This is a genomic window from Rhodospirillales bacterium RIFCSPLOWO2_02_FULL_58_16, from assembly GCA_001830425.1.
In the GTDB taxonomy this organism is placed as follows: domain Bacteria; phylum Pseudomonadota; class Alphaproteobacteria; order Rhodospirillales; family 2-02-FULL-58-16; genus 2-02-FULL-58-16.
In genome coordinates this window covers 93,562-105,027 of sequence record MIAA01000001.1, presented here as the reverse complement: position 1 = coordinate 105,027, position 11,466 = coordinate 93,562, and the positions used below count along the sequence as shown (strand labels likewise).

Genomic DNA, 11,466 nt, shown 5'->3' with positions numbered 1-11,466 from the left:
CCGAGAGACATCGAAAGCTCCGCCTTCATCCGGGAGTGCGAAAACGGCATGGGCGTCGAGACCGCCAGCGGTCGCTCCGGCATCTGGCTGGATTCGCCGATGATCGAGCAAATCCACGGCGACGGCTATATCGCCAAGCAATTTCCCGCCATGCACCGTCAGTTCATCAGATACGGCATCGACATTATTCATGATCCGATGCTGGTGTATCCGTCCCTGCACTACCAGAACGGCGGCATCGAGATCAACGATAAATGCGAGACCGATATTCCGGGTCTTTATGTGGCCGGAGAAGCCACCGGCGGCGTTCACGGCCGCAACCGTCTGATGGGCAACTCGGTTCTCGACTACAACGTCTTCGGGCGCCGCGCCGGTCGTTACGCCGGCGCGTACGCCAAGGCCGTGAAACCGGGCAAACTGACGTTGAAGCATGTGACCGCCCATGAAAAAGAGATGGAAGACACAGGGATTTTTACCGATCTGGTGACTCCGGTCATCCTGCCGTCCTATACGCCCGATGACGTGAAAATACGTCGGCTGGCAAGGTCCGGCAGCGCCTTGGCCAGACACGCCATGCTGAAAAGCCGGATCAAACCCGGCAACGAAGACGCCGCAAAATGATCCAAGCGTTCACGGGTTGAGCAAACGGAGATATCGGATGGGCAAAATCGCTGAACATGTCGTCGAGTTGATCCGGGAAGTTATCGACCTGGAGATGAACGCCAAGCGCTTCTACGAACATGCGGCGGAAGTAACCCACAACGTGACCGGAAAGAAGATGTTCAAGCGCCTCGCCCGGGAAGAAGTCGGCCACATCAAGGATGTGGGAAAGATATTCACCTCGATCCTCGGCAATGCCGGCTGGAGGGAAGTCTTCAAGGAGGAAATGAAGAACCATTCTCCGTCAAAGCTGGTCAAACAGTTCGAGGAAGCTGTCCACGAGTGGGGCGGCGAGGAAAAATCCGACGAAACCGAAGCCATCCGCATCGCCATGGACCTGGAAAGAAGGGCTATTAAATTTTTTGAGGGCCTGAGCAAGAAACTGGACGATCCGAAGGCGCGCAAATTGGCCGTGAAAATGGCCGTTGAAGAGAAGTTTCATTATGACCTGCTTCAGGCCCAGCACGACAGCGTGATAAACGTCGGCATCTGGCTTGACGAGGCCGAATTCAGAATGGACGGCAAATTTTAACGTGGATGGGTTCCATCCGTAAGGCAACAAACATGACGGTACGCCTCTCTCCATCGAAGGAAACGGCCAAATTCATAGCGCAGGTTGAACGCCTGAGCGGACAGGACCTGCTTTCCTGTTATCAATGCGGCAGATGCACTTCCGGCTGCCCCATGGCTTTTCACATGGACATTCTGCCGAACCAGATCATCCGCTTCGCCCAACTGGGCATGAAGGAAAAACTTCTGAACTCCAAGTCGATCTGGATGTGCGTTACCTGCTACACCTGCAACAGCCGTTGTCCTAAGGGCGTCAGAATCGCGGAAGTCATTGAGTCTCTGAGGCAAATCAATCTCCGCACCCGCAAGGATCACCTTCAGGTGGAAAAGTTGACCGAAGAACAGCGTTCAAGCGTTCCCCCCATCGCCCTGGTCTGCGCCATGAGGAAATTCACTTCTTAGGCGAGGCTACTCCTCTTTCGAATCGTCAATTTTCTGGAGGGAGAACAGCATCTTCTCCATCAGGGCCGAGAGGGCGACCTGGTCCCTTGTTTCAAGACGGGCCAGCGCCGCTTCGATCTCTTGCAACGGGTCACGCTTGAGAATCTTCCGCCCTTGCGGGGTAACTTCGATAATCTTGCTGCGCCGGTCCTTGGGGTCAGTCGTCGCCTTCAGGTAGGATTTGCTGATCAGCGCGCCGATGGTGCGCGACGCCGGCGTTGCCGTTGTGCCCTGATACCGCGCCAACCCGTTGACGGTTCGCGCCTTCACTCCGGCCCTTAAGAAATAACGCAAAGCCGACCATTGCACAGGGTGAACCCCATGCACATGAGCGCGTATTTGAATGATCCGCGCCACGTTCTCAATGAGAGCGGCAAGGTGCTTCGGAGTATCCTGATGTCTGTCCGTCATATGTATAGTTGCTACCGGCTAATAAGGTTGACTCTTCTGAAATCCGATCCTGTCATCGTATAGTCGTCACTGATCAGCATCGCGGGGTCTTATGTCGGACGTTAAAGAAAGAAACGATGTCAGTGAAGGGTATATTTTCAAGCTGTGGGAGCTTAGGTCGCGGTTGGACTTCCTTTCCGCACGGGTGGCTGGGGACGAAAAAGAAGTTATTTTGCAACGAATTAAAGAGGTGGACAGGAACATCAAAAGCTATCTCGGCAAGACGCCGTCCGGCGTCGGGGAAATAAAGAATCTTTTTGCTGAGAAGGAAAGGCTCTCCAAAGTCGGCGGCCTTAATTATTGACCCATGGCGGCCCTCGTGCTTTCCCCTCCTTGGCAAGGAGGGGTGAGGGGAGTTTGCTCCTACCCCCTCCTAACCTCCCCCTTGAAGGAAGGGTGAGGACTTTTCCACCCCTAATCCCGCCGACAACGAGTTATCGTCAATGGCCGCTGGTATTAATTGGTGCCGGATGCAGGAATCGAACCCGCGACCCCCTGATTACAAATCAGGTGCTCTACCAACTGAGCTAATCCGGCCCGATTCAGAGAAAGATAACGCGGCTTTACTCTTACGGCAAGTCGCGGCGCAGTTCTAATTTGAAGCTCTTAGTTAGAGTCTTGGCTCTAAAGCAAATGGCAGGCCGCCAGACGGCGGGCATCGCCGTTTGCCGGTTTTAACTCCGGCATGGTTTGCTTACAGACCTCTTTTGCCGACGGGCAGCGCGGATGGAAGGGGCAGCCCGGCGGCGGATTAAGGACGCCGGGCGCATCGCCGGAAAGAAACCTGTTCGCCTCGTCATTGCCCCGGCCTTTGCCCTGACCGATACGCGGCGCGGCGGCGATCAGGACTTGAGTATAGGGATGGCGGGGGTCGGCGAACAAACTCTCGGTCGCCCCCTCCTCGACGATGACGCCCATATACATCACCGCCACCCGATCGGCTAAATGGCCGACTACCGCCAAATCGTGGCCGATAAACAGGAAAGCGGCGCCGTACTCTTCTCTCATGTCGTAGAGTAAATTGAGAATCTGGCTGCGGATGGAGACGTCCAGCGCCGACACCGGCTCATCGGCGATGATCAGCGTCGGCTTCAAGGCCAAAGCCCGGGCGATGGCGATGCGTTGACGCTGGCCGCCGCTGAACTGATGGGGGTAACGGTCCATATCCTCGGCGTTCAACCCCACTGATCGGGCCAGCCGCTCGACCTCGGCCCGGCGTTCAGCCCGGTTTCCCAGCCGATGGATAACCAGAGGCTCGGCGATAATCGATCCCGCCGGCAGGCGGGGATTAAGCGAGGAGTAAGGGTCCTGAAAGATCATCTGGATTCGCCGGCGCACCGGCTTTAGCTGACGGCGGCTCAAGGCGCTGATCTCTTGCCCCTCAAAGACGACGGTCCCGGAAGTGGGGGGATCGAGCATGGCGACGGCGCGGGCCAGCGTCGTCTTGCCGCACCCTGACTCGCCGACCAAAGCCAGAGTCTCGCCGTGGGCGATATGCAGGCTGACGCCGTTCACCGCCCTCACCACGCCCGCTTTGCCGGATGAGAACGTCTTGACCAGATTGCGGACCTCCATCAAGCGAGCTTCAGCCATGGCCCGCCTTCCAGCACGCCGCCCAACGACCGTTTTCGGATTCCTCCAGGACCGGCTCCGAAGTCCGGCACTGTTTCTCAACGAGGGGGCAACGATCCGCAAACCGGCACCCGACCGGCAGATCGCAAAGATTGGGGACGATCCCCGGCATGACCGGCAGCCGCCCCCTGCGCCCGCTCGGGATCGTCGCCATCAAGCCACGGGTATAAGGGTGGCGCGGCTCGGCAAACAGCGCCTGGGCGGGGCTTCGCTCCACTATGCGGCCGGCGTACATCACCGCCACCTCATCGGCGATTGCGGATACCACCGCCAGATCGTGGGTGATGAACAGGATGGACAGCCCCATGCGACGTTGCATCCTGAGCATCAAATCCAGAATTTGCGCCTGGATGGTGACGTCCAGCGCCGTCGTCGGCTCGTCGGCGATCAACAATCCCGGTTCGCAAATCAGCGCCATGGCTATCATCGCCCGCTGGCGCATGCCGCCCGATAACTGATGGGGATAGCAGGCGGCGCGGGAGGCGGGATCGGGCATGCCGACCCTGTCCAGCATGGCGACGGCGGCGGCGAAGGCCTCGGCGCGGCTCGCCGCCGTGTGGATGAGCAGAGCCTCGGCGATCTGGTCGCCGACGGCATAAACCGGATTCAGCGCCGTCATCGGCTCCTGGAAGATCATCGAGATGCGCTTTCCCCGCACCTCCTCCATCCGGCGCTCGGAAAAGCCGAGAAGATCGGCGCCGTCGAAAATAATCTGCCCTGAAACAATGCGCCCCGGCGACGGCGTCAGACGCAGGATGGATAATGCGGTCACCGACTTGCCGCATCCCGATTCCCCGACCAATCCCAGGGTGCGTCCGGCGCCGATGGAAAACGACACCCCGTCGGCGGCCCTCAGGAGGCCTGCGTCCGCATCAAACGCCACCTCCAGTCCCCGCACATCAAGAAGAGGGATAGTCACGGAGGCTCTTGCTTAATTAGCCTTCTTGGCTTTTGCTTCTTTTTTGGCCTTCTTTTTCGGAGTCGGAGCGTCCTTTTTATCCTTCTTGGGCTTCTTTTCTTTTTTATCCTTCTTTTCTTTTTTATCCTTGCCGCTGTCTTCGGCTTTAGCCTTGGCCTCATCCTTGCGGCTTCGGTCGCTCTTTTTGACGCTGTCCTTGTTGTCTTTCCATTCGGGCTTACCGGCCAAATCCGGCTTGTTTTGCGCCGAGGCGCCGGAAACCGTAAAGCTCAGCGCTGCGAGAAACGCCAAAAGCGCCGCGAACAAAGAAAATTTCCTTAAGGCAAAACATTTTGACATGATGGCACCCTTCTGATTTTTTCCGTGATTATCACATATCACAAGCCGACAGTTTGCGCCTTTACCGCCGCCGTGACAATGATCCATAGTGATGCTTAACCGAACGGACTGCTGATGAACGGCTTGTTATTTACCGGAACGGTTCTCAAGGCCTTCGGCTATGTCATCGTCCTCGGCGGCGGCGTGACGGCCTTGCTCGGAGCAGGAGAACCCATCGAAGGCGACGGCTTTCGCCGCCGACTGGTCAAGACCTGGAACGCGTTCGCGCAGTCAAGCCGGAACAATGTTTCGGCGAGCCAAACCCGGTGGCTGTTATCGCTGATAACGACTTTCATCAGAACGTATTTCGTGGAGGCCGACAAGACTGCTCCGTTCAACGCCCTGTTCATCGGTCTGGTGTTTATCCTGATTCCCGTCGCCGCCCTTATCAACTATCTGGTCGGCGGATCGCCTTTCCTGATTTTGTTGATTCTTTCCGGCGGCGCGCTTCTGGCGATCCTGAACTTCACCGGCGAAGTAAAAAAATTATCCATGCTCAACGGCTTGGCCGCCCTTTATCTGGTGTTTTTCCTGCCCGCATTCATCCCGGCGTATGTTTTTTATTCCTTCACCGATCGCATTCTGACCGAGGTTATCGGCCACGCCGCCATCGAAAGCATTCCGGCAGCCGCCCTTTGCTACATTGCCGCCTATTCCGGCATGCAGTTTATCGACATCATGGCCGCCAGGAGTTTCAAGACCGCAGTTACGGCGGCGCACTGTTTCCTGGCGGCCCTGCCCGTGGCCTATGCGCTGACATTCGTCGCCCTGCTGACGGGGCATTTCGCCGTGGCCCAGGACCCGCATATCGGTTGGCGGCTGCTGATCTCCGCCATGATTTTCAGCTCTCTTTCCCTGCCGCTGACCGTGGCCGCTTTTTCCCGATTCCGTCTGCCTGCGGCCCTGTCCGTCGCGTTGCCGACGGCGGCGATTTTATCGACGGCGTTGCTGTATTTCGGCTATTTTAACGGCTCCGGGCGAATGACCATTTACCAGACGGTCAATGTGTTGATAGGCAACAGGCAAACAGGAAGCCAAATCTATTTAGGCCCCGACTTCTGGCTGATGCACCTGCCGTTTATCCCCCTCCTTTTTATCGCTGCGGGGATCGCTTTCGGCGGACTGGCCAAGGCCGTCCTCGCCGCCTCGCGCGCGGCGTTCGGCGCCGATGTCATCGCCGCCAAACCCTACCAACTGAGCGGCATGCTCATCATAGTCTGCGGCGCTCTTTTGTGCGGCCTGGGGTTCGCTTTTTGAGAATTCCCCGACGCGCTGAAAATGGTCTATAATGCCGACTCCACCGGAATGGAGGGTTCAGTCATGCCCACAGTGTTGATCACCGGCGCCAATCGGGGACTGGGATTCGAGTTTGCCCGTCAATACTGCGCCGACGGCTGGCGGGTGATCGCCACCTGCCGCAAGCCGGAAGCGGCGGACCGGCTGGAAACCCTGGGCTGCAATGCCGAGGTCCATCCTCTCGACGTCGCCGACTTCGCCCAGGTGGAGGCCCTGGCCCACGCCCTTGACCACGAGAAAATTGATCTTTTGATCAACAACGCCGGCGTCTACGGGCCGAAATCGTCGCCGCTCGGCGCCCTGGACTTCACCGCCTGGGAGGAAGTGTTCAGGGTCAACTCGATGGCCCCCCTCAAGATATGCGAATGCTTCGCCGATCATGTGGCGGGCGGCAAACTCAAACTGATGGTGACGATCACCAGCAGGATGGGGTCCATCGACGACAACTCGTCGGGCGGCGACTATTTCTACCGCGCCTCCAAGGCGGCGGTGAACGCCGTCATGAAAAGCCTTTCCATCGACCTGAAGGAACGGGGCATTACGGTGGCGGTCCTGCATCCGGGCTGGGTGAGGACCGACATGGGCGGCGAAAGAGCGCCCATCGACGCCGGGCAAAGCATAACCGGAATGCGCAAGGTCATCGCCGGCCTGAAGCCCTCCGACAGCGGCAAGTTCCTGGACTTCAACGGCGACGAAATCCCCTGGTAGCGGAGTTTTATCCCCTCCTTGCCAAGGAGGGGCAGGGGGAGGTTGCTCACTACCCCCTCCTGACCTCCCCCTTTGAAGCAAAGGGGAGGAACTTTTCTTACTCCTCGCCTTCCAGCGCCTCCAGGGTGGCCAGCCACGCCTGTTCGGTCCCGGCGATGGTTTTGTTGAGGTCGGCCAGTTTGATGCCCAGGGCCTGAAGTTCGCCGGTGGGGCCTCCAAAGACGGCGGGGTCGGCCAGTCGGGCTTCGAGGGCGGCCTTTTGTCGGTTGAGCTTTTCCAGTTGTTTTTCGGCGTCCTTGGCCGTTTTTCTCATAACGGCGTTATCGGCGCGGGCTTTGGCGCGTTCGCGGCGGGCATCCTTGCGATTGGCGGTCGATTGATTGCCGTTGCGCTGCTCGCGGCGGCCCTGACGGCGTTTTTCCAGCAGCAGGTTGCGGTAGTCGTCCAGATCGCCGTCAAAAGTCTTGCAGGTTCCGTCGTCCACCAGCCACAGGCGGTCGCTGACCAGCTCGATCAGGTGAGGATCGTGGCTGACCAGCACCACCGCTCCCTGAAAATCATTAAGGGCGCGAACCAGCGCCTCGCGGGCGTCTACGTCCAGGTGGTTGGTCGGCTCGTCCAGCAGCAGGATATGCGGCGTGGAGATGCTCATCAGGGCGAACAGCAGGCGCGCTTTCTCGCCGCCGGACAGGTCGCCGGCCAGGGTGTCGGCCCGTTGCTGAAAAAATCCGAAGCGGCCGAGGTGGGCGCGCACTTTAGATTGGGGGGACCCTTCCATGGCTCTGGCCATGTGCTGGAACGGACTCTCGTCGGCGTGCAACTCGTCGGTCTGATGCTGGGCGAAGTAGCCGACCTTGAGACTGCCGTGCCGCGTAATCCTGCCCGACAGAGGAGCAAGACGCCCGGCCAGCATCTTGACCAGCGTTGACTTGCCGTTGCCGTTGGCCCCCAGCAGGGCGATGCGATCTTCCATGTCGATGCGCAGGTTCAGGCCGCTCAGCACCGGCTTGTCCGCCTCGTAGCCGGCGCAAACATCGTCCATGGTAATCATCGGCGGCGGCAGTTCCTTGGGTACGGGGAATTCAAAGACGGTGGTCTTGTCCTCGATGACGGTGGCGATAGGCTCCATGCGGGCCAGCATCTTGAGGCGGCTCTGGGCCTGGCGGGCCTTGGACGCCGTATAGCGGAAGCGATCAACGAAGGACTGGATATGCTTGCGTTCGAGTTCCTGCTTTTCGCGCATTTTGTCCTGTTGCATCAGACGTTCGCGCCGCGTCCTCTCAAAGCGATCATAGTTGCCGGCGTAGCGGGTCAGCCCGCCCTTATCGACATGAATTATGCCGTCGACGGCGCCGTTCAGCAGCGCCCGGTCATGGCTGATGATCACCAATGTTCCGCGCCAGCTTGCCAGATAGCTCTCCAGCCACAGGGTCGCCTCCAGGTCCAGATGGTTGGTCGGCTCGTCCAGCAGCAACAGGTCGGCGCGAGCGAACAGCGCAGCGGCCAAGGCGACGCGCATCCGCCATCCGCCGGAGAACTCGGCGCACGGACGTTGCTGAGTCTCTTCGTCAAAACCCAGGCCGGCGAGAATGGCGGCGGCCCTTGACGGCGCCGTGTGGGAATCGATATCGGCGAGCCGGGTGTGAATCTCGGCGATGCGATGAACGTCGGCGGCGGTCTCGGCCTCCGCCAGCAGCGAGGCGCGTTCCGTATCGGCGGCCAGCACCGTTTCCAGCAGACTCCTCGTTCCGCTCGGCGCTTCCTGGGCGACGCTGCCGATATGAGCGCCCCGGCGCACCCTGACGATTCCGTCGTCGGCATGAAGGACGCCGAGGATCAGGCCGAACAGCGTCGTCTTGCCCGAGCCGTTGCGCCCGACCAGTCCGACCTTGTGGCCGGCGGGGACGGAAACCGACGCGCCCTCGAAGATGGCGCGTCCGGCAATGCGATAGGTGAGGTTCTCAATATGCAACATGGCGCGCGTGATAGCACACCGCCGAGCGCGTGTCAGGATATGGTTTTAATTTGCCTGCGGGGCCTTATCCATATAATAGAGCACGTCAATATTTATCAGCTTTATCGGAGAAATCGGTCGCATGGCTATCGAACGCACCCTGTCCATCATCAAGCCCGACGCTACGGCCCGCAACATCACCGGCAAGATCAACGCCATGATCGAGGAGGCCGGCCTTCGCATCATCGCCCAGAAGCTGATCCGCATATCGCTTGAGCAGATCAGGAAGTTCTACGCCGTTCACAGCGAGCGACCGTTCTTTAACGACCTCTGCGAATACATGTCCTCAGGCGCGGTGGTGGTGCAGGTGCTGGAAGGCGAGAACGCCATCGCCCGCTACCGCGATCTTATGGGCGCCACCGACCCGGCCAAGGCCGCCGAGGGCGCCATCCGCAAGGCGTACGGCATCGACAAACAGGCAAACTCGCTGCACGGCTCGGACTCCCCGGAAACCGCCATGCAGGAAATCCATTTCTTCTTCGCCGAAAGGGATATCGTAGGGTAATCCCCCTACTTTTTGTCAGATAAATCAAGCCCCAGCTAAATACACAATGCCCGGACACCGACCGAGCGGCGCGACGAAGCGGGACACCCGCCGTGGCACACTGTCCGACACAGCCGATTCCAATTAGTTATTAGGCTGACTAATAAGTCCATCTACCATTTCCCTGGCAAAGTCGTTCTCACAAAACGTCCGAAGCTCTCCGTCATTGTTTATACTATTAATGTCGGAATCACTAAGTTTTGGACCGGTTAATATAGCGTTCATCGCGTTTTTTTTGTCTTTACCAAAGCAGTAGGCTTTTGCAAGATTTAATCTTGCCGTAATGTATGGGTTCACTTTTATTGATTCGCCCAAGTTTTTAATAGCATCGTCTTCTTTTCCGAGCTTTAAATATGCGTATCCGATGTAATTTAAAAGTTTGTAATAGTCATCCTTCTCGTTTGCACTATCCATTATACTCTTCGCAGCTTCGTACTTTTCTATGGCCTTATCAAAATTTCCACTATTCGCAAGCGCCTTTCCTTCCTCTATGTAAGCACGGTACTCTACAAGCTTAGCATCATTGTTTTCGGTTGGTATAAGCCTCTGAAAATAAACAGGAATTTCTGAGGGTTCGGAATTAATAGAATACACTTGAATAGAACCATCGCCAATAGATATTTCAGACGTAGTGGAGCGAAAGTTATCGGTTTCAGTAGTGACCAAATATTTGCCATTATTCCCTTTAAAACTAAATTGATATCCTTCCACTTTTTCTCTAAAGACGACATCCGATGTGTCTTTGTTGCGAACAGTAACAAAAACCCCTGGATTTTTTCCGGCGTTTTTCAAGTGCTGAAGGATAATAAATACTTTTCCGTTGGCGTTCGCTTTTTCATCACCGGCATAAGCTGTTCCAAATAATATTCTTACTTTTGATTCCTCTGATTCTTTCGCCAAAAACGCGGCCATGTTATTTTGCAAAGGTGATTCGCTAGCTTGTTTGAAAACGCTGGCTGGTGAAGCCAACATGGTTAAAACCGCAAACACGGACCCTCCTATAGTGAAAGCATCGACCCTTGCCTCAGGCTTTCGCACCCATGTAAAAAATAAGCCAAGACTGATAACCAACAATATAGCCCAAATCTCCCCCTCAACAGAAAACCATTCCCATGTTATTTGTGACAAACTAGCTAATCTAGAATCAAAACCTCCGCTCAGTTTTTCTGCAAGACACAGAGCAAAAGACGCCCCGCCGCTGACAACATACAATTCCCACAACTTAGGCTCGTTAACGATATTTTTTTTAAAATTAGCTGGTGGCGCCATAGCGTATCCTTTTTCATAAATATCTCCGGCAGTGCTGTCGTCGGCCGGAATGATACGGTTTCACGGCACTTAGCCGCGAGTCATCCGGAAAACCTTCTCTACCGGAACGCGAGGAATGATGATGCGGACGAAGTGTGTGCAGTTGCGCCGCAGCCAGCGGCTATGCTGATCGTTGAGGGCGTGGACCACCATGCTGCCCTCGGACTGCTGTCTGCGGTTGTCGAAGTAGGTCACATTGGGGCCGGGTGCGGCGGCGGCGATGCTGGCCTTAAGAACTTTCTCGTTGCCGTCGGGGATCGCGTCATAAAACCGCTCCACCAGATCGGTGCGGTCGATGAACAGGCTCCGTGTGTGAGTGCCCTGAGAGTTATTGTGAACATGCTCCAGCACCTCGCTGTGAAATAATACGGCCTCCTTCGCCCATCCTGTCCGAGGACCGAAGAATTCCAGAAAGAAATCGGGCACCGGCGCGCCATGGTCGTCCTCGACTCTGACGATGATCTGGCAGTACTGGTGGAAGTACTCCGGGGCGACCCTAGGGTTATTTAGGAACACTTGGTTCCTTCGGCCTTTATCGGCGGCTAG

General features: G+C 57.1%; 12 protein-coding genes, 1 tRNA gene and 2 pseudogenes (2 of these 15 cut by a window edge). 7 read left to right on the top strand and 8 right to left on the bottom strand.

Annotation, left to right across the window (positions count from 1 at the left end; all coding sequences use genetic code 11):
- The 3 genes and pseudogenes from A3H92_13190 to A3H92_13180 all read left to right on the top strand — a co-directional run.
- Positions 1 to 621 (top strand): annotated as a pseudogene (locus A3H92_13190) (fumarate reductase); it begins 1,050 nt to the left of the window's first position.
- 37 nt (positions 622 to 658) lie between these two features.
- Positions 659 to 1,192, top strand: coding sequence for a hypothetical protein (locus A3H92_13185; protein ID OHC76546.1), 534 nt, complete (start codon positions 659 to 661; stop codon positions 1,190 to 1,192).
- 32 nt (positions 1,193 to 1,224) lie between these two features.
- Positions 1,225 to 1,632, top strand: a complete 408-nt coding sequence (locus A3H92_13180) for a disulfide reductase (GenBank protein OHC76545.1) — start codon at positions 1,225 to 1,227, stop codon at positions 1,630 to 1,632.
- A gap of 6 nt (positions 1,633 to 1,638) precedes the next feature.
- Here A3H92_13180 and A3H92_13175 read toward each other — a convergent pair whose 3' ends face one another.
- A complete protein-coding gene (locus tag A3H92_13175; protein ID OHC76544.1) occupies positions 1,639 to 1,965 on the bottom strand; it encodes a hypothetical protein in 327 nt (108 codons plus the stop codon).
- Between the two features lie 208 nt (positions 1,966 to 2,173).
- Here A3H92_13175 and A3H92_13170 point away from each other — a divergent pair, with 208 nt between their 5' ends.
- A complete protein-coding gene (locus tag A3H92_13170; GenBank protein ID OHC76543.1) occupies positions 2,174 to 2,425 on the top strand; it encodes a hypothetical protein in 252 nt (83 codons plus the stop codon).
- A gap of 157 nt (positions 2,426 to 2,582) precedes the next feature.
- Here A3H92_13170 and A3H92_13165 read toward each other — a convergent pair.
- From A3H92_13165 to A3H92_13150, 4 genes are all read right to left on the bottom strand, one after another.
- Positions 2,583 to 2,658, bottom strand: a tRNA-Thr gene (locus A3H92_13165).
- Positions 2,659 to 2,745: 87 nt separating this feature from the next.
- The gene (locus tag A3H92_13160) at positions 2,746 to 3,714 is read right to left on the bottom strand and encodes a hypothetical protein (GenBank protein ID OHC76542.1); all 969 of its coding nucleotides are present in this window, start codon (positions 3,712 to 3,714) and stop codon (positions 2,746 to 2,748) included.
- Positions 3,707 to 4,672, bottom strand: coding sequence for a peptide ABC transporter ATP-binding protein (locus A3H92_13155; GenBank protein OHC76541.1), 966 nt, complete (start codon positions 4,670 to 4,672; stop codon positions 3,707 to 3,709). Before A3H92_13155 ends, A3H92_13160 begins: the two co-directional genes overlap by 8 nt.
- Positions 4,673 to 4,684: 12 nt before the next feature.
- Entirely contained in the window at positions 4,685 to 5,098 is a 414-nt protein-coding gene (locus A3H92_13150; protein ID OHC76540.1) for a hypothetical protein, read from the bottom strand.
- 27 nt (positions 5,099 to 5,125) lie between these two features.
- Here A3H92_13150 and A3H92_13145 point away from each other — a divergent pair, with 27 nt between their 5' ends.
- Complete coding sequence (locus A3H92_13145; protein ID OHC76539.1) at positions 5,126 to 6,307, top strand: hypothetical protein; 1,182 nt, start codon at positions 5,126 to 5,128, stop codon at positions 6,305 to 6,307.
- A 63-nt stretch (positions 6,308 to 6,370) separates the two neighbouring features.
- Positions 6,371 to 7,054, top strand: a complete 684-nt coding sequence (locus A3H92_13140; GenBank protein ID OHC76586.1) for a short-chain dehydrogenase — start codon at positions 6,371 to 6,373, stop codon at positions 7,052 to 7,054.
- 97 nt (positions 7,055 to 7,151) lie between these two features.
- Here A3H92_13140 and A3H92_13135 read toward each other — a convergent pair whose 3' ends face one another.
- Positions 7,152 to 9,029: a glycosyl transferase family 1 gene (locus A3H92_13135; protein ID OHC76538.1), complete on the bottom strand. Its 1,878-nt coding sequence runs from the start codon at positions 9,027 to 9,029 to the stop codon at positions 7,152 to 7,154.
- Between the two features lie 121 nt (positions 9,030 to 9,150).
- Here A3H92_13135 and A3H92_13130 point away from each other — a divergent pair, with 121 nt between their 5' ends.
- Positions 9,151 to 9,573: a nucleoside-diphosphate kinase gene (locus tag A3H92_13130; GenBank protein ID OHC76537.1), complete on the top strand. Its 423-nt coding sequence runs from the start codon at positions 9,151 to 9,153 to the stop codon at positions 9,571 to 9,573.
- Positions 9,574 to 9,696: 123 nt separating this feature from the next.
- Here the strand turns inward: A3H92_13130 and A3H92_13125 are convergent, their stop codons facing one another.
- Together A3H92_13125 and A3H92_13120 are read right to left on the bottom strand one after the other, a co-directional pair.
- Positions 9,697 to 10,881: a hypothetical protein gene (locus A3H92_13125; GenBank protein OHC76536.1), complete on the bottom strand. Its 1,185-nt coding sequence runs from the start codon at positions 10,879 to 10,881 to the stop codon at positions 9,697 to 9,699.
- A 69-nt stretch (positions 10,882 to 10,950) separates the two neighbouring features.
- Positions 10,951 to 11,466, bottom strand: a pseudogene (locus tag A3H92_13120) (hypothetical protein); it runs 1,029 nt beyond the window's last position.

Coding starts and splice junctions, on each gene's coding strand:
- A3H92_13160 (OHC76542.1), bottom strand. CDS start 3,714: ATGGCTGAAGCTCGCTTGATGGAGGTCCGCAATCTGGTCAAGACGTTC.
- A3H92_13170 (OHC76543.1), top strand. CDS start 2,174: ATGTCGGACGTTAAAGAAAGAAACGATGTCAGTGAAGGGTATATTTTC.
- A3H92_13140 (OHC76586.1), top strand. CDS start 6,371: ATGCCCACAGTGTTGATCACCGGCGCCAATCGGGGACTGGGATTCGAG.
- A3H92_13130 (OHC76537.1), top strand. CDS start 9,151: ATGGCTATCGAACGCACCCTGTCCATCATCAAGCCCGACGCTACGGCC.
- A3H92_13185 (OHC76546.1), top strand. CDS start 659: ATGGGCAAAATCGCTGAACATGTCGTCGAGTTGATCCGGGAAGTTATC.
- A3H92_13125 (OHC76536.1), bottom strand. CDS start 10,881: ATGGCGCCACCAGCTAATTTTAAAAAAAATATCGTTAACGAGCCTAAG.
- A3H92_13145 (OHC76539.1), top strand. CDS start 5,126: ATGAACGGCTTGTTATTTACCGGAACGGTTCTCAAGGCCTTCGGCTAT.
- A3H92_13180 (OHC76545.1), top strand. CDS start 1,225: ATGACGGTACGCCTCTCTCCATCGAAGGAAACGGCCAAATTCATAGCG.
- A3H92_13135 (OHC76538.1), bottom strand. CDS start 9,029: ATGTTGCATATTGAGAACCTCACCTATCGCATTGCCGGACGCGCCATC.
- A3H92_13150 (OHC76540.1), bottom strand. CDS start 5,098: ATGGATCATTGTCACGGCGGCGGTAAAGGCGCAAACTGTCGGCTTGTG.